The sequence below is a fragment of the Actinomycetospora flava genome (assembly GCF_037400335.1).
In the GTDB taxonomy this organism is placed as follows: domain Bacteria; phylum Actinomycetota; class Actinomycetes; order Mycobacteriales; family Pseudonocardiaceae; genus Actinomycetospora; species Actinomycetospora flava.
In genome coordinates, this window is the sequence record NZ_JBBEGM010000020.1 from 1 (window position 1) to 18,692 (window position 18,692).

The 18,692-nt window shown below is 75.1% G+C and carries 16 protein-coding genes and 2 tRNA genes; 11 read left to right on the forward strand and 7 right to left on the reverse strand.

The genetic code is table 11. The annotated features are described in order from the left end of the window. Nucleotides 1-66: 66 nt before the first annotated feature. The 3 genes from WCD58_RS31035 to WCD58_RS31045 form a co-directional block, all read right to left on the reverse strand. Entirely contained in the window at nt 67-1,380 is a 1,314-nt protein-coding gene (locus WCD58_RS31035; RefSeq protein ID WP_337707008.1) for an ABC1 kinase family protein, read from the reverse strand. A gap of 73 nt (nt 1,381-1,453) precedes the next feature. Continuing rightward, nucleotides 1,454-1,720, reverse strand: a complete 267-nt coding sequence (locus tag WCD58_RS31040; protein WP_337707009.1) for a hypothetical protein — start codon at nt 1,718-1,720, stop codon at nt 1,454-1,456. Between the two features lie 107 nt (nt 1,721-1,827). Then, the gene (locus tag WCD58_RS31045) at nt 1,828-2,811 is read right to left on the reverse strand and encodes a TOMM precursor leader peptide-binding protein (RefSeq protein ID WP_337707010.1); all 984 of its coding nucleotides are present in this window, start codon (nt 2,809-2,811) and stop codon (nt 1,828-1,830) included. A gap of 53 nt (nt 2,812-2,864) precedes the next feature. On the opposite strand from WCD58_RS31045, the gene WCD58_RS31050 reads away from it, so the two are divergent. After that, nucleotides 2,865-3,446: a M48 metallopeptidase family protein gene (locus WCD58_RS31050; protein WP_337707011.1), complete on the forward strand. Its 582-nt coding sequence runs from the start codon at nt 2,865-2,867 to the stop codon at nt 3,444-3,446. Here the strand turns inward: WCD58_RS31050 and WCD58_RS31055 are convergent. Beyond that, nucleotides 3,443-4,903, reverse strand: coding sequence for a zinc-dependent metalloprotease (locus tag WCD58_RS31055; protein WP_337707012.1), 1,461 nt, complete (start codon nt 4,901-4,903; stop codon nt 3,443-3,445). The genes WCD58_RS31050 and WCD58_RS31055 overlap by 4 nt on opposite strands. 171 nt (nt 4,904-5,074) lie before the next feature. On the opposite strand from WCD58_RS31055, the gene WCD58_RS31060 reads away from it, so the two are divergent. The 4 genes from WCD58_RS31060 to WCD58_RS31075 all read left to right on the forward strand — a co-directional run bounded on the left by WCD58_RS31060 (nt 5,075) and on the right by WCD58_RS31075 (nt 9,604). After that, entirely contained in the window at nt 5,075-6,118 is a 1,044-nt protein-coding gene (locus tag WCD58_RS31060) for a YlbL family protein (RefSeq protein ID WP_337707013.1), read from the forward strand. Nucleotides 6,119-6,306: 188 nt separating this feature from the next. Then, complete coding sequence (locus WCD58_RS31065) at nt 6,307-9,321, forward strand: UPF0182 family membrane protein (protein ID WP_337707014.1); 3,015 nt, start codon at nt 6,307-6,309, stop codon at nt 9,319-9,321. Between the two features lie 70 nt (nt 9,322-9,391). Beyond that, nucleotides 9,392-9,465, forward strand: a tRNA-Met gene (locus WCD58_RS31070). 65 nt (nt 9,466-9,530) lie between these two features. Then, nucleotides 9,531-9,604 (forward strand) — tRNA-Met (locus WCD58_RS31075). 209 nt (nt 9,605-9,813) lie between these two features. Here WCD58_RS31075 and WCD58_RS31080 read toward each other — a convergent pair. After that, nucleotides 9,814-10,188, reverse strand: coding sequence for a DUF952 domain-containing protein (locus tag WCD58_RS31080; RefSeq protein ID WP_337707015.1), 375 nt, complete (start codon nt 10,186-10,188; stop codon nt 9,814-9,816). A gap of 7 nt (nt 10,189-10,195) precedes the next feature. Further along, the gene (locus WCD58_RS31085; protein ID WP_337707016.1) at nt 10,196-10,753 is read right to left on the reverse strand and encodes a GNAT family N-acetyltransferase; all 558 of its coding nucleotides are present in this window, start codon (nt 10,751-10,753) and stop codon (nt 10,196-10,198) included. Between the two features lie 149 nt (nt 10,754-10,902). On the opposite strand from WCD58_RS31085, the gene WCD58_RS31090 reads away from it, so the two are divergent. Together WCD58_RS31090 and WCD58_RS31095 are read left to right on the forward strand one after the other, a co-directional pair. Further along, a complete protein-coding gene (locus WCD58_RS31090; RefSeq protein WP_133827388.1) occupies nt 10,903-11,187 on the forward strand; it encodes a YggT family protein in 285 nt (94 codons plus the stop codon). 98 nt (nt 11,188-11,285) lie between these two features. Then, nucleotides 11,286-11,888 (forward strand): class I SAM-dependent methyltransferase, encoded by a 603-nt coding sequence (locus tag WCD58_RS31095; protein WP_337707017.1) that lies wholly within the window; start codon nt 11,286-11,288, stop codon nt 11,886-11,888. 1 nt (nt 11,889) lies between these two features. On the opposite strand, the gene WCD58_RS31100 is transcribed toward WCD58_RS31095, so the two are convergent. Continuing rightward, on the reverse strand, nt 11,890-12,825 hold the full coding sequence (locus WCD58_RS31100; RefSeq protein ID WP_337707018.1) for an alpha/beta fold hydrolase: 936 nt from the start codon (nt 12,823-12,825) through the stop codon (nt 11,890-11,892). A 75-nt stretch (nt 12,826-12,900) separates the two neighbouring features. On the opposite strand from WCD58_RS31100, the gene WCD58_RS31105 reads away from it, so the two are divergent. The 4 genes from WCD58_RS31105 (at nt 12,901) to WCD58_RS31120 (ending at nt 18,686) form a co-directional block, all read left to right on the forward strand. Continuing rightward, nucleotides 12,901-14,106 carry a glycoside hydrolase family 3 N-terminal domain-containing protein gene (locus WCD58_RS31105; RefSeq protein WP_337707019.1) on the forward strand — a complete coding sequence of 402 codons (1,206 nt, stop codon included), beginning with the start codon at nt 12,901-12,903 and terminating at the stop codon, nt 14,104-14,106. A gap of 42 nt (nt 14,107-14,148) precedes the next feature. After that, complete coding sequence (locus WCD58_RS31110) at nt 14,149-15,321, forward strand: acyl-CoA dehydrogenase family protein (RefSeq protein WP_337707020.1); 1,173 nt, start codon at nt 14,149-14,151, stop codon at nt 15,319-15,321. 13 nt (nt 15,322-15,334) lie between these two features. Continuing rightward, complete coding sequence (locus WCD58_RS31115; RefSeq protein ID WP_337707021.1) at nt 15,335-16,444, forward strand: acyl-CoA dehydrogenase family protein; 1,110 nt, start codon at nt 15,335-15,337, stop codon at nt 16,442-16,444. 91 nt (nt 16,445-16,535) lie between these two features. Next, nucleotides 16,536-18,686 carry an elongation factor G gene (locus WCD58_RS31120; protein ID WP_337707022.1) on the forward strand — a complete coding sequence of 717 codons (2,151 nt, stop codon included), beginning with the start codon at nt 16,536-16,538 and terminating at the stop codon, nt 18,684-18,686. Nucleotides 18,687-18,692: the final 6 nt, after the last annotated feature.

Sequence of the window (18,692 nt, forward strand, 5' to 3'; positions counted from 1 at the left end):
CCAGCAGGACGACCCAGCAGGACGACCCAGCAGGACGACCCAGCAGGACGGCTCACCAGGGACGACTCAGCCGGCGAAGCCCGGCTGCCACTCCTCGAAGACACCGCGCAGCGGGATCTCCGCGTCGAGCTGGCACAGCACCGCGACCGACGCGAGCGTCACGCGGTGCACGAGCAGGTACTGCGGGGGCAGGTTCAGCCCGCGCCCGGTGGTGAACTCGGGACGGCGCAGGTCGCCGAGCCGGTCCGCCTGCCCCCGCAGCCACGCCCGCGTGAAGTGGAACTTCTCGGTGCGCAGGGGGTCGGTCAGCGGCCCGAGGTAGGCGATCGCCTCGTCGGGCGACATGTCGACGCCCGGCAGCACGAAGTTCAGGTCGCGCAGCAGCTCGAGCAGCTCGTCCGAGCGGTCCTCGACCGCCAGCCGCAGCATGTTGCCCAGCTCGCGCGGCAGGCCGTCGGGCAGCCGCGCGATCGCTCCGAAGTCGATGACGCACAGGCGCCCGTCGGGCAGGACCTGGAAGTTGCCGGGGTGCGGGTCGGCGTGCAGCAGCCCGACCCGCGCGGGCGACGAGAAGTGGAACTTCGAGAGGAGCAGCCCGACGCGGTCGCGCTCCTCGGGCTCGCCGGAGCGGATGATCGCCGACAGCGGCGTGCCCGTCACCCACTCCGAGATCATCGCCTTCGGCGCCGACGCGACCACCCGCGGCACGACGACGTCCGGGTCGCCCTCGTACGCCGCGGCGAACGCGCGCTGGGCGTCGGCCTCGTCGCGGTAGTCGAGCTCCTCGGCCATGCGGTCGCGCAGCTCGGCGAGCAGGGGCTTGATCTCCATGCCCGGCACCAGCGGCTGCACCATGCGGCTGAAGCGCTGCAGCTGGCGCAGGTCGGCCATCACGGCCTCCTGGGCGCCCGGGTACTGCACCTTGACGGCCACGTCGCGCCCGTCGTGCCACACCGCGCGGTGCACCTGCCCGATGCTGGCGGCGGCGGCCGGGGTGTCGTCGAACTCCGTGAACCGGTCGCGCCAGCCGCGCCCGAACTGCTCGGCGAGCACGCGGTGGGTGCGCGCGGCCGGCATCGGCGGCGCCGCGGTCTGCAGCCGGGTCAGTGCCTCGCGGTAGGGCTCGGCGAGCTCGTCGGGCACCGCCGCCTCGAACACGGACAGGGCCTGGCCGAACTTCATCGCGCCGCCCTTGAGCTCCCCGAGCACCGCGAAGAGCTGCTCGGCGCCGCGGCGCGCGACGTCGGCGGAGATCTGGCCCTGGTCGCCTCCGGCGAGCCGGCGGCCCCAGCCCGCGGCGGTGCGGGACGCGAAGCCCAGCGGCAGGGAGGCCAGCCGTGCCGACCGCTGGACCGACCGGCGGGGGATGTCATCGGTCACGGCACCGATTCTCCCCCGTGCCGAGCGTGACGGCGCGATCAGGTCGGGCCGCCCCCGCCGTGTGACGGGCCACTCAGACCGGGGTGGCGGTGCGCGACACCATCTCCAGCCAGCACCGACGGTCGAGCAGCCGGTCGATCTCCCCGCGGAACAGCGTCACGAGCGCGGGGAAGCGCGGCGCCGCGAGCTCGATCCGCTGGCACAGGCGGACCAGGTGGGCGTCGACCGCCGCGAGGTCGGGGCAGCTGTACGTCGCGCTCTCCGCCCCGAACACCGTGGTCAACGGGTCGCACCGACTCGTGTCGATCGGGTGGGCGGACTGGGTGGTCGTCGAGAGCATCGCCGTCTCCTTCGCGAGGTCCCCCTGTGGCGACGTGTACCCGATGCCCCGTCGACACCTCGCCGGGTGTGACGCGCGCTGCTCCGTGACGACCGCGACCCCCGGCCTCATGCGGCCGCCGCCCCGCCTCCGACGAGGGCGCGGTCGCCCAGACCACCGCAGCCGCACTCCGGATGCCGCCGCACCGGACGGCGGCGCCGGGTGCCGTCCGCGGCGAGCGTGAGCACCGCGCCCCGCGCGTCCGGTGCGCCGTCGTCGAGCACCGCGAGGATCTCGGTGACGGCCAGCGCCGCGGTGGCCGCGGCGAGCGCCACCGGCACGGACCCGCGGCGCCCGACCAGCTCGGCGGCGACCCGCGGCCACGCGTCGTCGGCGTCGGCGCGCACGAGGTCGTCGCAGCGCAGGCACGGCGTCGTCCCCGGCACGACGAGGGGACCGACGGTGCCGGTGTCGTCGACGACCGCGACCGGGAGGTGCGCGCGGCCGTCGAGGACGAGCCGGTGCGCGCCCAGCGGGTCGGGCCGGGCGCCCTCGGCGAGGACCACCAGGTCGGCCCGCGCCGAGAGCCACCGGCGGGCCGCGGTCCCGCTGGGCGACGCGGCGCCGGCGCGCGCCACGGCCTCCTCGGCGGCGCGCCCGGCCGGGCGCCCGACGTCGTCGGCGAGCAGCCCGGTGCCCACGTCGTCGCGGGTCACCGTGCCGTCGGCCTCGACGAGCACCCGCCCGACCCCCGACGTCGCGAGCAGGCACGCGACCGCCACCGCGACGCGCCCGGCGCCCCGGACCACGACCCGCCGGCCCGACGGCGGGGCCGGCGGCGCGGCGAGCAGCCCGGCGGCGTGCAGGCGCTCGAGGAGGTCGCGCGCGGCGATGGGGGAGGACCCGGCGGCCACGGCCTCGGCGAGCACGCGCGCCGTCGGGCGGGTGCCGTCGAGGGCCTCGACCATCCGGGTCAGCGGCGGTGTCAGGCCGTCGACCACGAGCACGTCGGAGGGCCCGGCGCCGAACTGCAGGACGTCGGCGGCCCGGTGCAGCGCGGGGACGCGCAGGCGGGGCCGGTCGGGGAGCGGGGGGACGAGTGGCGGGAGCACACCTGGTTCGACGCACCGGGAGGCCGTCCGGATCCGCCTTCTAGGCTCGGGTCGTGCCCGATTCCCGTCCCGACGTCGAGGTGCGCCGCAGCAGGCGTCGCAAGCGCACGGTCGACGCGCACCGCGAGGGGTCGACGGTGATCGTCAACATCCCGGCGTCGATGTCGCGTGCCCAGGAGCAGCACTGGGTGGACGAGATGCTGCGCCGCCTCGAGCGCGCCGACGCCCGGCGCCGGCCCGGCCGCGGGGCGGGCGACGCGGACCTCGCCGCGCGCGCCGAGAGGCTGGCGACGGCACACCTGGACGCGATCGCGCCGGACGGTGCCTGGCCGCGCCCCGCGTCGGTGCGGTGGACGAAGCCGATGCGGACGCGCTGGGCGTCGTGCACGCCCGCCGACGGGACCATCCGGCTCAGCGAGCGCCTGCGCGAGGTGCCGGGGTGGGTGCTCGACCACGTCCTGGTGCACGAGCTCGTGCACCTCCGCGAGCCGCACCACGGCCCCGCGTTCCGGCGCGCCGAGGCCGCCTACCCGCGCAGCGAGCGCGCGATCGGCTACCTCGAGGGCCTCGCCGCGGGCGCCGGCCTGCCCATCACCGACACCGACGGCGAAGGCGAGGCCGACCCCGAGGACTAGCTCTTGTCGTCCCCCGAGTTCCCGGAGCCGCCGGACTCGTCGGGCTTCTGCTGCTTCGCCTCGTGCTCGGCCTTCATCTCCGCCTCGAGACGGGCCAGCGGGTCGTCGAGGTCGGTGAAGCTCTCGCCGCTCTTCGGGGCGGCGCCCTCCTCGGAGGGCGCGACCGAACGGCGCTCGCCGACGAACGCCGACGGGTCGTCGAGGTCGTCGGCGGTCGGCATGAGGTCCGGGTGCGCCCACACGGCGTCGCGGCCCTCGATGCCGCGCTCGTCGGTGAGCGCGCGCCACAGGGCCGCCGCGTCCCGCAGACGCCGCGGCCGCAGCTCGAGGCCGACCAGCGTCGCGAACGTCTGCTCGGCGGGCCCCCCGGAGGCGCGGCGGCGGCGCAGCGTCTCGCCGAGGGCGACGGCACCGGGCAGGCGGTCGCCGACCGCGTCGGCGACGACGACGTCCACCCACCCCTCGACCAGGGCGAGCAGCGTCTCGAGGCGGCGCAGCGCGGCCTGCTGGGCCTCGGTGGTCTGCGGCTCGAACATCCCGGAGCTCATGAGCTCCTGGAGGGAGGCGGGGTTGGTGGGGTCGACCTCGCGGGCGAGCTCCTCCATGCGGGAGGTGTCGATCGAGATGCCGTGGGCGAACTCCTCCACCGTCGCCAGCAGGCGCTGGCGCAGCCACGGCACATGCCCGAACAGGCGCTGGTGCGCGGCCTCGCGGGCGGCGAGGAAGACGAGCACCTCGCCGGCCGGACGGTCGAGGCCCTCGGTGAACGTCGCGATGGCGCCGGGCAGCAGCGCTGCGGTGCCCTCCGGGCCGAGCGGCAGGCCGACGTCGCTGGAGGTCAGCACCTCCTTGGCCAGCTGCGCGAGCCCCTGGCCGAGCTGCGAGCCGAAGGCCATGCCGCCGACCTGCGAGATCATGCCGAGCATCGGGCCCGCCATCTGCCGGGCCTCCTCGGGCAGCCCCTCCACCCAGGCGCCGGCGACGCGCTGCGCGACCGGGTCGCACAGCCGCTGCCACGTCGGCATCGTGGTGTCGATCCACTGCGCCGGGGACCAGACGACGACCTGCGAGGCGCCCGAGGGCAGCGTCGTGGCGTCCTCGAGCCACAGCTCGGCGAGGCGCACGGACTCCTCGGCGGCGCGCTGCTGCTCGGTGCTCGGCGCCGTCCTGCTGTCGGCCCCGAGCTGCTGGTGGGCCATCTGCGCGGCCAGCTTGTAGTTCACGGGGCCCTCGGCGCCCGGCCCGGACGACTGGCTGAGCATCTGCCCGAGCTGGGTGAGCATCTGGCCCAGCTGGCCCATGTCGAAGCCGCCGGCGCCGCCGGCGCCGCCCGGCAGGCCCATCCCGGGGCCGAAGCCGAAGCCGCCGGCACCTCCCTGGCCGCCGCCGGAGCCCCCGGCGCGGCGCGACTCGTCGTCGGGGTCGGACGGCCCGAAACCGAAGGGCAGGTCACTCATGGTGTCGACGGTACGCGGCCCTGCTGCTGATCGGGGGGCCGAGCGCGCGGCGCGGGCACGCTCACGGCGAACACCCAGCCGGTTCCCGGGAACCGCGCAGGAAACGGCCCGAATCGGACACCCCACGTCCCCGCACCGGGGTCACACCACCGATCACTACCCTGTCCGGCCGTGACCCGGTTGCGCGCGACATTGGCGCTCGGACTCGTGCTGGCCGGGGTGCTGGGCCTCCTGGGGGCGACGGTCCGCGTGCCGTTCGTCGCGCTGGGCGACGGACCGACCTTCGACGTCCTGGGCACCGGACAGGACGGGCGCACCGTCGTCGACATCTCCGGCCCGGCGCCGGTCTACCCGACGAGCGGGCAGCTGCGGATGACCACCGTCGCGGTGACGACCCAGGTGACGCTGTTCGGCGCGATGGCGATGTGGGCCTCGGGCAACGAGCAGGTGCTGCCGCGTGAGTCGGTGTACCCGCCGGGGCGCTCCAGCGAGCAGGTCGACCAGGAGAACACCCGCCAGTTCGCGCAGTCCGAGACCGACGCGGAGGCGGCGGCGCTGCGCTACCTCGGCTACCCGACGGCGGTACAGGTCGGCTCGGTGCTCGACAACTCGCCGTCCGCGGGCCTGCTCGCGCCCGGCGACCGGATCGTCGCCGTCAACGGGCGGCCGGTGACGACGCCGCAGGAGGTCGTCGACGCGCTGGCCCCCACGCGCCCGGGGCAGGCGGTCACCGTCACGATCCAGCGCGGCCCGCTCGGCGCCCCGGGCCCGCGCACCGACGTCACCGTCGTCGCCGCGGCCCGCCCGGACGGGGACCCGCGCGGCTTCCTCGGCGTCACGCCCACCAACATCGTCGACTCGCCGGTCGACGTGCGCATCAGCCTCGGCGACATCGGCGGGCCGTCGGCCGGGCTGATCTTCGCCTCCGCGATCGTCGACAAGCTGACGCCGGGCGACATCACCGGCGGCCACGTCGTCGCCGGCACCGGGACGATCGACGCCCTCGGCCGGGTCGGCGACATCGGCGGGATCCGCTTCAAGATGGACGCCGCGCGCCACGACGGCGCCACGGTGTTCCTCGTGCCGGCGGGCAACTGCGCCGAGGCCGTCGCCGACGCTCCCGACGGCCTCACCCTCGCCCGCGTCGGGACGCTCGGCGAGGGGATCACGGCGCTGCAGGCGGTCCGCGAAGGCCGCACACCGGCGCCGTGCTGAACCGGGCGCTGAACCCCGTGCTGAACCCGCCCCTGAACCCGTGACGTCCCTGGTGAGCGCCCGAGCAGGGCGTGAAGGGATCCGGACATGCCGGGCCACGGCAACCCCACACCGTATTCGTAGAGTGGCGTCCGCACGCCCGGGTCCGCCCGCGCGTGGACGACCCCCGAAGCCAGGAGTGTGACCCCGTGGCCAACCGGCCCCCGACAGCCACCCCACAGCTGTCGCGACGCACGAAGACGCTGCTGATCGTCGGCGTGGTGGCGCTCGTCGTGCTGCTCGGAGGGGCGCGTCTGGTCGACGTCTACGTCGACTGGGCCTGGTTCGGCGAGGTCGGGTTCCGCGGGGTCTTCACGACGATCCTGTGGACGCGTGTGCTGCAGTTCGTCCTCGCCGCCGTCCTCATGGGCGGCCTGCTCGCGCTGAACCTCGTCATCGCCTACCGGGTGCGCCCGGTGTTCGTGCCCGTCGCCGCCGCCGGTGCCGCGGAGGACCCGGTCGCCCGCTACCGCACCGTGGTGCTCGCGCGGCCGCTCTGGTTCGCGGTCGGCATCCCCGCGGTGGTCGCGCTGATCGCCGGTCTGTCGGCGCAGGCCGACTGGCAGACCGCCCAGCTGTTCCTCAACGCCACCCCGTTCGGCGTCGCGGACCCGGTCTTCGGGCACGACATCTCGTTCTACGTCTTCGAGCTGCCGTTCTACCGCTGGCTGCTGAGCTGGCTGTTCGTCGCGATCGCGGTGAGCTTCATCGCCGCGCTCGTCGCCCACTACCTCTTCGGCGGCATCCGCCTCGCCGGGCGCAACGGCGCCGTCGCGCCGCCGGCCCGCGCGCACCTCGCCGTCCTCGCCGGCACGTTCGTGCTGCTCAAGGCCGTCGCGTACTTCTTCGACCGCTACGAGCTGCTGTTCTCCGACCGCAAGGCGGCCGAGGGCGGCGCCAACTTCTTCGGCGCCACCTACACCGACCTCAACGCGGCGATGCCGGCCAAGCTCATCCTGCTGATCATCGCGGTGATCTGCGCCGCGGCGTTCTTCTCCGCGGTCGTGCTGCGCAACCTCCAGATCCCGGCGATCGCGCTGGCCCTGCTGGTGCTCTCCAGCGTGCTCGTCGGCGCCGCGTGGCCCGCCGTGCTCGAGCAGGTCTCGGTGCGCCCGAACGCGATCGACCGCGAGGCGCAGTCGATCTCCTGGAACATCGAGGCGACCCGCCAGGCCTTCGGGCTCACCGACGTCGGCGTCATCCCGTACGCCCCGCAGGTCGCGTCGGCCGCCGGCAGCGCCGCGGTGCCCCCGCAGGACGTCGCCAACAGCCAGGCGACGCTCGACAACATCCGCATCCAGGACCCGTCGCGGCTCAACCGCACGTTCGCCGTGCAGCAGCAGCTGACGAACTTCTACAGCTTCTCGCCCGACCTCGACATCGACCGGTACACGGTCAACGGGCAGCGTCAGGACTACGTGCTCGCGGCGCGCGAGATCAACCCGGACGCCCTCATCGGCAACCAGCAGGACTGGATCAACCGCCACCTCGTCTACACCCACGGCCAGGGCCTCGTGTCCGCGCCCGCGGACCGGGTCAACGCCCCGGCGAACGCCGAGGCGAGCCAGGGCGGCCTGCCCCAGTTCGAGGTCAGCGACTCGTCCAACCCCGGGCCGTTCGGCCTGACCCCCGACGGCGCGCGCATCTACTACGGCGAGTTCCTCGGCGGCACCGACGACTACGCGATCGTCGGCGGCAACCCGGGCTCGGCGCCGCGGGAGTTCGACGGCCCCGGCCGCCCGGCCACCGCCTACACCGGCCCCGGCGGCGTGCCGCTGGGCAACTGGGCGCAGCGCCTGATCTTCGCGGCGGCCTACGGCGAGCGGAACATCCTGTTCAACGGCTCGATCGGCTCCGACTCGCGCATCCTCTACAACCGCACGCCGATCGAGCGGGTCCAGAAGGTCGCGCCGTGGCTGCGTACCGACGTCGACCCGTACCCGGCGGTCGTCGACGGCCGGATGCAGTGGATCGTCGACGGCTACACGACGCTGCCGCGCTACCCGTACGCGCAGCAGGTCGGGCTCGGCCAGGCCACCGCGGACTCGCTGCGGCCCTCCGGCTCGCCCGGCTCCGTCGGCTACATGCGCAACTCGGTGAAGGCCACCGTCGACGCCTACACCGGCCAGGTGACGCTCTACCAGGTCGACGAGCAGGACCCCGTCCTGCGGACCTGGATGAACGCCTTCCCCGAGGTCGTGCGCCCGGCGTCCGAGGTGCCGGACGCCCTGCGGGCGCACTTCCGGTACCCGGAGGACATCTTCAAGGTCCAGCGCGACCTGCTCACGCGCTACCACGTCGAGAACCCGCGCGACTTCTTCTCCACGCAGAACTTCTGGACCGTCCCCGAGGACCCGACGCGCGAGAGCAACGCGTCGATCCCGCCGTACTACCTGCTCGCGGGCGACCCGCGGCCGGGCGCGGCGCCGGACACCCAGTTCCAGATGACGAGCACGCTGCTCGCGCTGTCGCGGCCGAACCTGTCGGCGTACATGTCGGTGAGCTCGGAGCCGGAGAACTACGGGCGCATCACCGTGCTGGAGCTCCCGGCACAGCTCACCGGTGACCAGCGCGGGCCCCAGGGCCCGCAGCAGGTCCAGGCCGAGCTGCTGACCAGCCAGTCGGTCAACGGCGGGCTGTTCACCCTGCGGCAGTCGGGCACACCGGTGCAGGTGCAGTACGGCAACCTGCTGACGCTGCCCGTCGCGGGCGGGCTGCTCTACGTCGAGCCGATCTACGTCGAGCGCAACGCGCAGACGTCGTTCCCGCAGCTGTTCGGCGTGATCGCCCGCTTCAACAACGGCGACATCGGCTACGCCCCGACGCTGCAGGGGGCGCTCGAGGCGGCGTTCCAGGGCGTGCCGCTGCCGCCGGGGCTCAACGTGCCGGGGCTCGGCACGGCCCAGGCGTCGCCCACCCCGTCGCCGGGCGTCAACACCGGCTCCGGCCCGCTCCCCGCCGGGGCGCCGGGACAGGCGCTGAGCCCGCAGCTCACGCAGGCCGTGACGGCGATGAACGACGCCCTCGAGCGCCTGGGCCAGGCGCAGGCCGCCCGGGACTTCCGGGGCATCGGGGACGCCGAGGCGGCCCTGGACGCCGCGATCGACCAGTTCCGCTCGGCCACCGGCGCGGCGCCGACGACGCCGGCGACAGCGGGCGGCTGACAGCCGGCCGGCGCCCACCCCCTTCACGGAGCGGGGTGGGCGCCGGTGTACCGTTACGGACACAACGCAGCGCGGGGTGGAGCAGCTCGGTAGCTCGCTGGGCTCATAACCCAGAGGTCACAGGTTCGAATCCTGTCCCCGCTACGACACCGGCGTCGGAGTCCGCTCCGATCGTCGGGAACCCCCGGCCCGGGGCGAAGGGCACCCGACGCGGGGTGGAGCAGCTCGGTAGCTCGCTGGGCTCATAACCCAGAGGTCACAGGTTCGAATCCTGTCCCCGCTACGCGCGACACGGCCCCCGACCGGTTCTCAGGTCGGGGGCCGTTCTCGTTGTCGTGGCAACCCGCCGGAGATCACGGGCGTCGCCGTGCACCCGCGGGACCCGGGCGAGGTGCATGACGCCGCCCTTGATCACCACGGTGGTGTCGGGCGCGTTCCGGCGAAGGGTTCCCCTCGCTCATCTAGCCGACCGAAGGGGCCCTTCGGTCGGCATCAGGCGCGCGCCGGGTCCGCCACCGCCGCCGGCGGGCGGAAGGAGCCGTCGGGTTCGGGCACCAGGTCGTGCACCGCCACGACGGCGTCGAGGGACAGCGGGCCGTAGACGTGCGGGAACCACGGCCCCCGGGGGTCCTCGCCGCCGCCCGCCGCCACGCCGGGCTCCCAGCGCACGGGCACGTCGAGCAGAGCCGGGTCGACGACGAGCACGACGACATCGGTGCGGCCCGCGAAGAGCCGGCCCGCGGGCAGGTGCACGGTGCCGGGGTCCGAGCAGTGCACGAACCCCACGTCGTCGAGCGAGGGCGGGCGCCGGGCCCCGTCGAGGCGCGCCGCCGCGAGCTCGGTGCGCGTGCACAGGTGCAGGATCACGCGCGGCTCAGCCCGTCGGCGCGTTGACGCGGGACGGGCGGTGGGCCTCCCAGCGCCACACCTTGACCCGGCGCGCGCCGTTGGGTCCCGACTCGTCGCGGCGGCGCGACTGCACCCGCACCAGGCCGTTGGCGGTCAGCACGCTCGCCGCGGGCGCGCGCTCGGGCAGTGTGTGGGCGACGACGGTCTGGACGTCCGGGTCGGAGAACGCGCGCGCGACCAGCGCCCGCGTCATGGCCGTCGCCCAGCCGCGGCCCTCGAAGGGCGGGAACGTCCAGAACGCGATCTCGAGCCGGCCGCCGCGCAGGGGGCCGCTGAACCCGCAGGTGCCGACGACCTGGTGGTCGCGCGGGTCGATCGCCAGGAAGGTGCGCGGGTGCATGACGGCCGGGATGCCGCCGGCCGGGGTGTCGCAGGCCGCCGGGGCGCCGAACGAGGCGCCGTCGCCGCTCTCGCTGCGCAGCACCGCGTCCACGAGCGGCTCGACGCCGTCGGTGCGCAGCTGCGACAGGCCGGGAGCGCCGGGGTCCGTCAGCCGTTCGTCGACGGGCACCAGGACGACCACCGAACCTCCACTCGTTCACGGGACGACAAGCGACAGCGACGCTCGACCGTAGCCAATACGGGTGGAGCGCGGGAGCGGACCCACCTCGTCCGGACACGGAGCGCCCGGGCCGTGACCGGCGACCCGGACCGATCAGGCACTCTGGAGGCATGGAGCTCGCCCGCATGCTGGTGTACTACGCGCTGTTCGTGCTGTGGCTGTTCATCGTGGGCCGGCTCGTCGTCGAGATCGTCCGCAGTTTCGCGCGCGACTGGCACCCGGCGGGCGGCACCGCCGCGGGCCTCGAGGTGCTCTTCATGGTCACCGACCCGCCGGTGAAGCTGCTGCGCCGCCTCATCCCCGCGGTGCGCATCGGCAACATCAGCCTCGATCTGTCGATCATGATCCTGCTGCTGGTGACGTTCATCCTCATGCGGGTCGTCGACCCGCGCTAGATACTCGGTGACGCCCGCTGTACACCCCGGCGGCCGCCTGTCACCCCCGGCACGTCCCGATCGGGCGCCCCACCACCGGAGCTGCCACTGTGTCCCCCGTGAGCCCCGTCCGTGACCTCGTCACGTTCATCTCCTCCGCGGTCCGCTCGCCGGCCGTCATCGGCGCCGTCGCACCCAGCGGGCGCGCCCTGTCCGACCTGCTCGCCTCGGTGGCCCCCGCCGAGGGCGCCCCGGTCGTCGTCGAGCTCGGTCCCGGCACCGGGGTGGTCAGCGCCGCCCTGCGCCGCCGCCTGCCCGCGGGCGCCCGCCACATCGCCGTCGAGATCGACCCGGGCATGGTCGAGCACCTGCGGCGCACGCGCCCGTGGCTCGAGGTCATCCAGGGCGACGCGGCGGACCTCCAGAAGCTGTTGGCCGACACCGGGGTCGACCGCGTCGACGCCGCCATCAGCGGCCTGCCCTGGACGCTGTTCGCGGAGTCGGCGCAGCGCGGGATCATCGAGCAGGTCACGCGCGTGCTCGCCCCCGGCGCGGCGTTCACCACGTTCGCGTACAGCCACGTGACGCGCTTCCCCACCCAGCGCCGCTTCCGCGGGGTGCTCGAGGAGGCGTTCACCGAGGTCACCGTCACGCCGACGGTGTGGCGCAACCTGCCGCCGGCGCTGGCCTACCAGTGCCGGCACCCCCGCCCGGCGGACTGAGTCAGCCGGTCCGCGCGGCCACCCGCGGCCCGATCCCGTCGACCGAGAGGTCGGCGGGCGCCGAGGTGTCGCAGAAGTCGGTGAGCAGCGCGGCGAACCGGTCCGGCTCGTCGCAGTGCGGGAAGTGGCCCGCGCCCCCGAAGAGCTCCAGCCGGCCGTGCGGGACGAGCGAGGCGGCGCGGTGCGCGTGGCCCACCGGGATGACGGGGTCGCGGTCGCCCCACACGATCATGGTCGGCAGGCCCTCGGTGAGGTAGAGCCGCTCGGTGCCGCTGACGCGCTGGCCCCATGGCCCGATCACCGCGCGCACGGTGTCGACGAACGCGTCGAGGTGCGCGCGCTCGGTGAGCGACGCGGCGTGGCGCGCGGTCTCGCGCAGCGACACGGCCTCGGCGCCGAGCGAGGGCAGGGCGGCGGCGAGCCGCAGGCCGCGGACGCCGAGGTCGAGGACGCCGGACGACGCGAGCACCGGCAGCACCCACTCCGCGCCGGGCAGGGCGGCCAGGCGCAGCAGCGGGCTCACCCCGCGCCCGAGGCCGCCGGACGCGACGAGCACGAGCCGCGAGCACATCTCCGGGAACTGGTAGGCGAACTGCATCGCGACGCCCCCGCCGAGCGAGTGCCCGACGACCGTGACGCGGCGGTGCCCGAGCACCGCGAGCAGGTCGCGCAGCCCGTTGGCGTAGGCGCCGAGGGAGAAGTCCCCGCCCACGCCCGCCGACTCGCCGTGCCCGAGCAGCTCGGGGGCGAGCAGGAGCCGGTCGCAGCCCGAGCGCTCGAAGGCCTCGAGCACCGGGGACCAGGTCTCGGCGCTGCCGGCGATGCCGTGCACGAGCACGACGACCTCGGGGTCGTCCTCATCGACGATCTCCGGGCACGCCTCGACGTACGACATCTGCTGGCCGTGCAACGTGCGGGTCCGGCGTGTGGCGGTCATCGACGATCATCCTGTCTGGCGCGGCCCCGACGGGCATCAAGGTGCCCGTCGGCGTTCCGGCACAATCCCGACACGATGCCCGGAGCCCGTCGCGCCCCCGTCCTGGTCGCCGTCCTGATCGCCGCGCTCGCCGCCTGCGGCGGCCGGTCGATCCCCGCGCCGGCCGCCCCCACCCCGGCGGACACCCCGAGCCCGCGCTCGGCGGCACCCGCCCCCGCGCCCGCCGACCCCGCGGCGGCGTGCGTCCGGCAGACCCTGGACGGGCTCGACACCCGCGAGCGGGCCGCGCAGCTGATCATGGCCGGGGTGCCCGCCGACGGGCTCACCGGCGCCGGCCGCACCGCGCTCACCCAGGGCGTCGGCGGGGTGATCCTCACCGACGCCGCGGGCGGCGAGGCCTCGGCCGCCCAGGTCACCGCGACGACGCGGGCCGTGCAGCGGGCGGCGCAGGTGCCCGTCACCGTCGCCACCGACCAGGAGGGCGGCAAGGTCCAGGACCTCAAGGGCGCCGGGTTCACGCGCATCCCGTCCGCGACCGCGCAGGGCCGCGACGTCGCCGGGCTGCGCGGGGACGCGGAGGGCTGGGGCCGCGAGATGTCCGCGGCCGGCGTGACGCTCGACCTCGCGCCCGTCGCCGACGTCGTCGACCCCGCGCTCGGCGAGTCGAACGAGCCCGTCGGCGCCCTCGACCGCGGCTTCGGCACCGACCCGCGCCGGGTCGGGCAGGCCGTCACGGCGTTCGTCGAGGGCCTGGACGCGGGCGGGGTCGACGCCACCCTCAAGCACTTCCCGGGGCTGGGCCGGGTGCGGGAGAACACCGACTTCGCGGGCGCCGCCGACAGCCGCACCGGCGTCGACGACCCCGGGCTCGCGTCGTTCCGCGCGGGCCTCGCGGCCGGGGCGCCCGTGGTGATGATGTCCTCGGCGGTCTACGAGCGGATCGACCCGGACAACCGCGCCCTGTTCTCCCGCGCGGTGGTCACCGACCTGCTGCGCGGGCGGCTCGGCTTCGACGGCGTCGTCACCACCGACGACGTGGGCGCCGCGCGGGCGGTGGCCGACGTGCCGGTGGGCGAGCGGGCCGTGCGGTTCGTGGAGGCCGGCGGCGACCAGGTGCTGACGATCGAGCCGAGCGACGTCGAGCCGATGGTGGACGCGCTGGTCCGGGAGGCCGACGACCCGGCGTTCGCCGAGCGCGTCACCGAGAGCGCGCGCCGGATCCTGGCGCTGAAGGCCGCCCGCGGCGTCCTCACCTGTCAGGGCTCACCTACCGGCGGGTAGCCCCTCCTGCGCGCGGCGGGGGGCCGTGCCAGAGTGGCGCCCGTGGACCTGAGCTACACCGCGGAGGAGGAGCAGTTCCGCACCGAGCTGCGGGACTGGCTCTCGGCGAACATCCCGGTCGAGTGGGCCGAACCCGGCTTCTGGCGCTCCCTGGACGACGCGGAGTCGTTCCGCCTGCGTCGCGAGTGGGAGGCGTCCAAGACGGCCGCCGGCTTCTCCGGCATCCAGTGGCCGACCGAGTACGGCGGCCGCGGTGGGACGCCGGGCATGAAGGCCATCTACGACGAGGAGATGGTCCGCGCCCACGCGCCGCAGACCGTCAACACCCTCGGGCTGACCTTCCTCGCGCCGACCGTCATGGCCATCGGCACCCCGGAGCAGAAGGCCGAGATCATCGGGCCGATGCTGCGCAACGAGGTGATCTGGTGCCAGGGCTTCTCCGAGCCCGGCGCCGGCTCCGACCTCGCCGCCGTGGCGACGCGCGGGGTCCGCGACGGCGACGACTACGTCGTCAACGGCCAGAAGATCTGGACCACCAACGCCATGCACGGCGACAAGATCTTCACGATCGTGCGCACCGAGCAGGGCTCCGAGCGGCACAAGGGCCTGTCGATGATGTTGATCGACATGGACCAGCCGGGCGTCGAGGCCCGCCCGCTCAAACAGATGAGCGGGGCGAGCGAGTTCGGCGAGGTGTTCTTCACCGACGCCCGCGTCCCCGTGAAGGACTGCCTCGGCGAGATCGGCCAGGGCTGGCGCACCGCGATGCTGCTGCTCTCCTTCGAGCGCGGCGCGTCGGGCGTCGGCCAGTACACCGAGTTCCGCCGGCAGTACGACGAGATCGTCGAGCAGATGCGCCACTTCGGGCGCTCGGACGACCCGGTGGCCCGCCAGAAGCTCGCGCACTGCCTCGTCGAGCTCGAGTGCCTGCGCTACCACGCGATGCACATCCTCACCCAGGTCGAGCAGGGCCGTGACCTGGGCTCGGAGTCGTCGATGACCAAGCTGCAGTGGTCGGAGACCTTCCAGGACCTCTGGGAGGCCTTCGACGACGTCCTCGGTCCCGAGTCCTCGCTGGAGCGTCCCCGCCCCGACGTCGACCTCGCGCCGTACCAGGCGCAGGCCATGTGGTCGCGGTCGGTGACCATCTGGGGCGGCTCGTCCCAGGTCCAGCGCAACATCGTCGCCGAGCGCGTGCTCGGCCTGCCGCGGTAGAGGAGCCCGAGAAGTGTTCTTCGCGCTGACCGAGGAGCAGCAGGCGTTCGCGGAGACGGTCCGCGACTTCGTCGCCGACCGCTTCGACCTCGACGCCGTGCGCGGCGTCGTCGAGGACCCCGACGGCGACGGCCACCCGCTGACGCTGTGGAAAGGCCTCGCCGACCAGGGCGCGCTCGCCGTCCTCGTGCCCGAGGAGCACGACGGGCTGGGGCTCGGGCTGCTCGACGCCCAGGTGATCGCCCGCGAGCTCGGGCGCGCGGTCGCGCCCGGCCCGTGGACGACGTCCGTGCTCGCCGCCGAGGCGCTGCGCCTGGCCGGGTCGCCCGCCCAGCAGGCCGCCTGGCTGCCGGGCCTGGCCGCCGGCGAGACCGTCGGCACCGTCGCCCTGCGCGGCGAGGCCGGGTCGTGGGACGGCCGCGGCATCACCGTCGACGCCTCCGGGGAGCACCTCTCCGGGACGGCCTCGCCGGTCGACTACCCCGCGGTCGCCGGCCTGTTCGTCGTCGCCGCGACCGACGCGGAGGGCGCGCCCGGGCTCTACCTCGTCGAGGCGGGCGCGCAGGGCCTGGCGATCCGCGACCAGCGGACCTACGACGGCACCGCGCGGGTCGGGGCGGTCGAGCTCGCCGACACCCCGGCCGAGCTGCTCACCGGCGGCACCCTCGACGGCGGCGACGCGGTCGCCGCGCTGATGGCCCGCGGCGCGGTGCTGACGGCGGCGGACCTCGTCGGCGGCGCCCGCGAGGCCCTCACCCGTACCATCGACTACGACCGCGACCGCAAGCAGTTCGGCGTGCCGGTCGGGTCGTTCCAGGCGATCAAGCACACGATGGCCGACCTCCACGTCGGCGTCACCATGGCCGAGCACGCGGCGCTCTTCGCCGCCCACGCGCTCGACACCCAGGACCCCGGTGCCGACATCGCCGTGGCGGTGGCCAAGGCCAAGGCCGCCGAGGCCGCCTGGAACGCGACCGGCGCGATGATCCAGTTCTTCGGCGGCATCGGCTTCACGTGGGAGCACGAGGCGCACTTCTTCTACAAGCGTGCCCGCCGACGGGCGCCGCTGTTCGGCTCCGCGGACGAGCACCGGGAGCGTCTCGCGGTGCTGACCATGGACTAGCCCTTGTCGTGATCTCGGTCACTCCGGTGGACTGACGGTGTCGGCGCAACGACGCGCCGGCGTCGGGTCCCGGGTGCGCGAGGTGGTCGTCATGAGTGGTGCGAAGGCGGGCGACGCAGCCCGGAGAGGACGCAACGGGCGGGCGGGGAGCGAGCTGGCCCCGGACGACCCGGCCGCCCTGCGCTCGGTCGCGATCGTCGGCCCGATGGCCGCGGGCAAGACGACGCTGGTCGAGGAGCTGCTCGTCGCCGCCGGCGCGATCCCGCGGGCCGGGTCGGTCGCCGCGGGCACCACGGTCACCGACCACGACCCGGACGCGCGGCGCCAGCAGCGGTCGGTGGCGCCCGCGGTCGCGTCGCTGGTCCACCGCGACGTGAAGATCAACCTCGTCGACACCCCGGGGTGCCCCGACTTCCTCGCCGAGGTCCGCGCCGGGCTGCGCGCGGCGGACGCGGTGCTGTTCGTCGTCGGGACCGCCGACGCCGCCGACGGCGTCGCCGCCCCGACCTCCGCGCTGCTCGCCGAGTGCCGGCGCGCGGGGCTGCCCGCGATGCTGGTGCTGAGCCGCCTCGACCACGCGCGCGCCGACGAGGCCGCCGCGCTGGCCACGTGCCGCGAGGTCGCCGCGGGGTCGGGCGAGGTGCTCGTCCCCGTCACCCGCACCGAGCGCGGCCCCGACGGCACCGTCACCGTCCACCCGCTGCTGTCCGGCGACGACCCCACCGCGGAGGACCCGGAGGAGCTCGATCCTTCTGGCTGCCGCCGCGAGCTCGTCGAGACCCTCATCGAGCAGAGCGAGGACGAGGCGCTGCTGGAGTCCTGGATCGGCGGCGAGCCGGTGGCGCTGGACGCGCTGCGCACCGACCTCGCGACGGCCGTGGCCCGCCGCTCGCTGATCCCGGTGGCCGGGGTGTGCGCGCCGACCGGCGCCGGGCTCGACGCGCTGCTCGACCTCGTCGTCGACGCCGTCCCGCCGCCCACGGCCCACCAGCCCCTGCCCGCCCACGCCCCCGACGGCGCCGGGCACGCCCCCGTCGACCCCGACCCGGACGGCCCCCTGGTCGCCGAGGTCGTGCACACGGGCACCGACGCCCAGGGCAGCCGGGTCTCGCTGGTGCGCGTGTTCTCCGGGCGCCTGCGCCCGGACACCGCGCTGACCTCGTGCAGCGACCCGCTGCGGGTGCCGGCGCCGCGCGACGGGGAGGATCCCGCGGGAGCCGAGGCGGTCCGGGGCAGCGAGACCGTGCGCGTCAACCGCGTCTACGCCCCGCTGGGCGCGACGCTGCGCGAGGTGCCGTGGTGCGTGGCGGGCGACCTGTGCGCGCTGACCCGGCTCGGGTCGGTCGCCACCGGCGACACGCTGTGCGCCGCCGAGGACCCGGTCGGGCTCGACGGCTGGGAGCTGCCCGAGGCGCTGCTGCCGGTGGCGGTGACCGCGGCCGACCGGTCGGCCCAGGACGCGATGGCCCGCGGGCTCGCGCGCCTCGCCGCCACCGAGACCACGCTGCGCGTCGAGCGCAACGAGGACACCCACCAGATCGTGCTGTGGTGCACCGGCGAGGCGCACGCCGACGTCGTGCTCGCGCGGCTGCGGGCGTCCGGGGCGAGCGTCGAGGTCACCGACGTCGCCGTGCCCGAGCGCGAGACCGTCGCCGGCTCTGCCACCGGGCTCGGCCGCCACGTGAAGCAGTCCGGCGGGCACGGCCAGTTCGCCGTGTGCCGCATCGAGATCGAGCCGCTGCCGCGCGGGTCGGGCGTCGAGTTCGTCGACAAGATCGTCGGCGGGGTGATCCCGCGGGCCTACATCCCCGGCGTCGAGAAGGGCGTGCGCGCCCAGCTCGAGTCCGGCGTCACGCCCGGACGGCCCGTGGTCGACGTCCGCGTGACGCTGGTGGACGGCAAGGCCCACAGCGTCGACTCATCGGACCAGGCGTTCCAGACCGCCGGCTCGCTCGCCATCAAGGAGGCGGTGGCCTCCGCGGGGACGGTCGTGATGGAGCGGCTCTACGAGGTCGAGGTCGAGGTGGACGACGGGCAGCTCGGCGCGGTGCTGGGCGACCTCGCGTCCCGCCACGGCCGGGTCGTCGGCACCGAGCCGGGGGAGTCCGGGCACACGCGCGTGCGGGCGGAGGTGCCCGAGCAGGCGCTGCTGCGCTACGCCGTCGACCTGCGCGCGCTGACGTCGGGGACGGCGAGCTTCACGCGCCGGTTCAGCCGGTACGAGCCGGTGGCGAGCGGCTGACCCCGA

Bases quoted from the DNA above. Each gene is read 5' to 3' on its own strand.
- WCD58_RS31040 (WP_337707009.1), bottom strand. From the start codon at position 1,720: ATGCTCTCGACGACCACCCAGTCCGCCCACCCGATCGACACGAGTCGG.
- WCD58_RS31055 (WP_337707012.1), bottom strand. From the start codon at position 4,903: ATGAGTGACCTGCCCTTCGGTTTCGGGCCGTCCGACCCCGACGACGAG.
- WCD58_RS31090 (WP_133827388.1), top strand. From the start codon at position 10,903: ATGGAGCTCGCCCGCATGCTGGTGTACTACGCGCTGTTCGTGCTGTGG.
- WCD58_RS31100 (WP_337707018.1), bottom strand. From the start codon at position 12,825: ATGACCGCCACACGCCGGACCCGCACGTTGCACGGCCAGCAGATGTCG.
- WCD58_RS31105 (WP_337707019.1), top strand. From the start codon at position 12,901: ATGCCCGGAGCCCGTCGCGCCCCCGTCCTGGTCGCCGTCCTGATCGCC.
- WCD58_RS31120 (WP_337707022.1), top strand. From the start codon at position 16,536: ATGAGTGGTGCGAAGGCGGGCGACGCAGCCCGGAGAGGACGCAACGGG.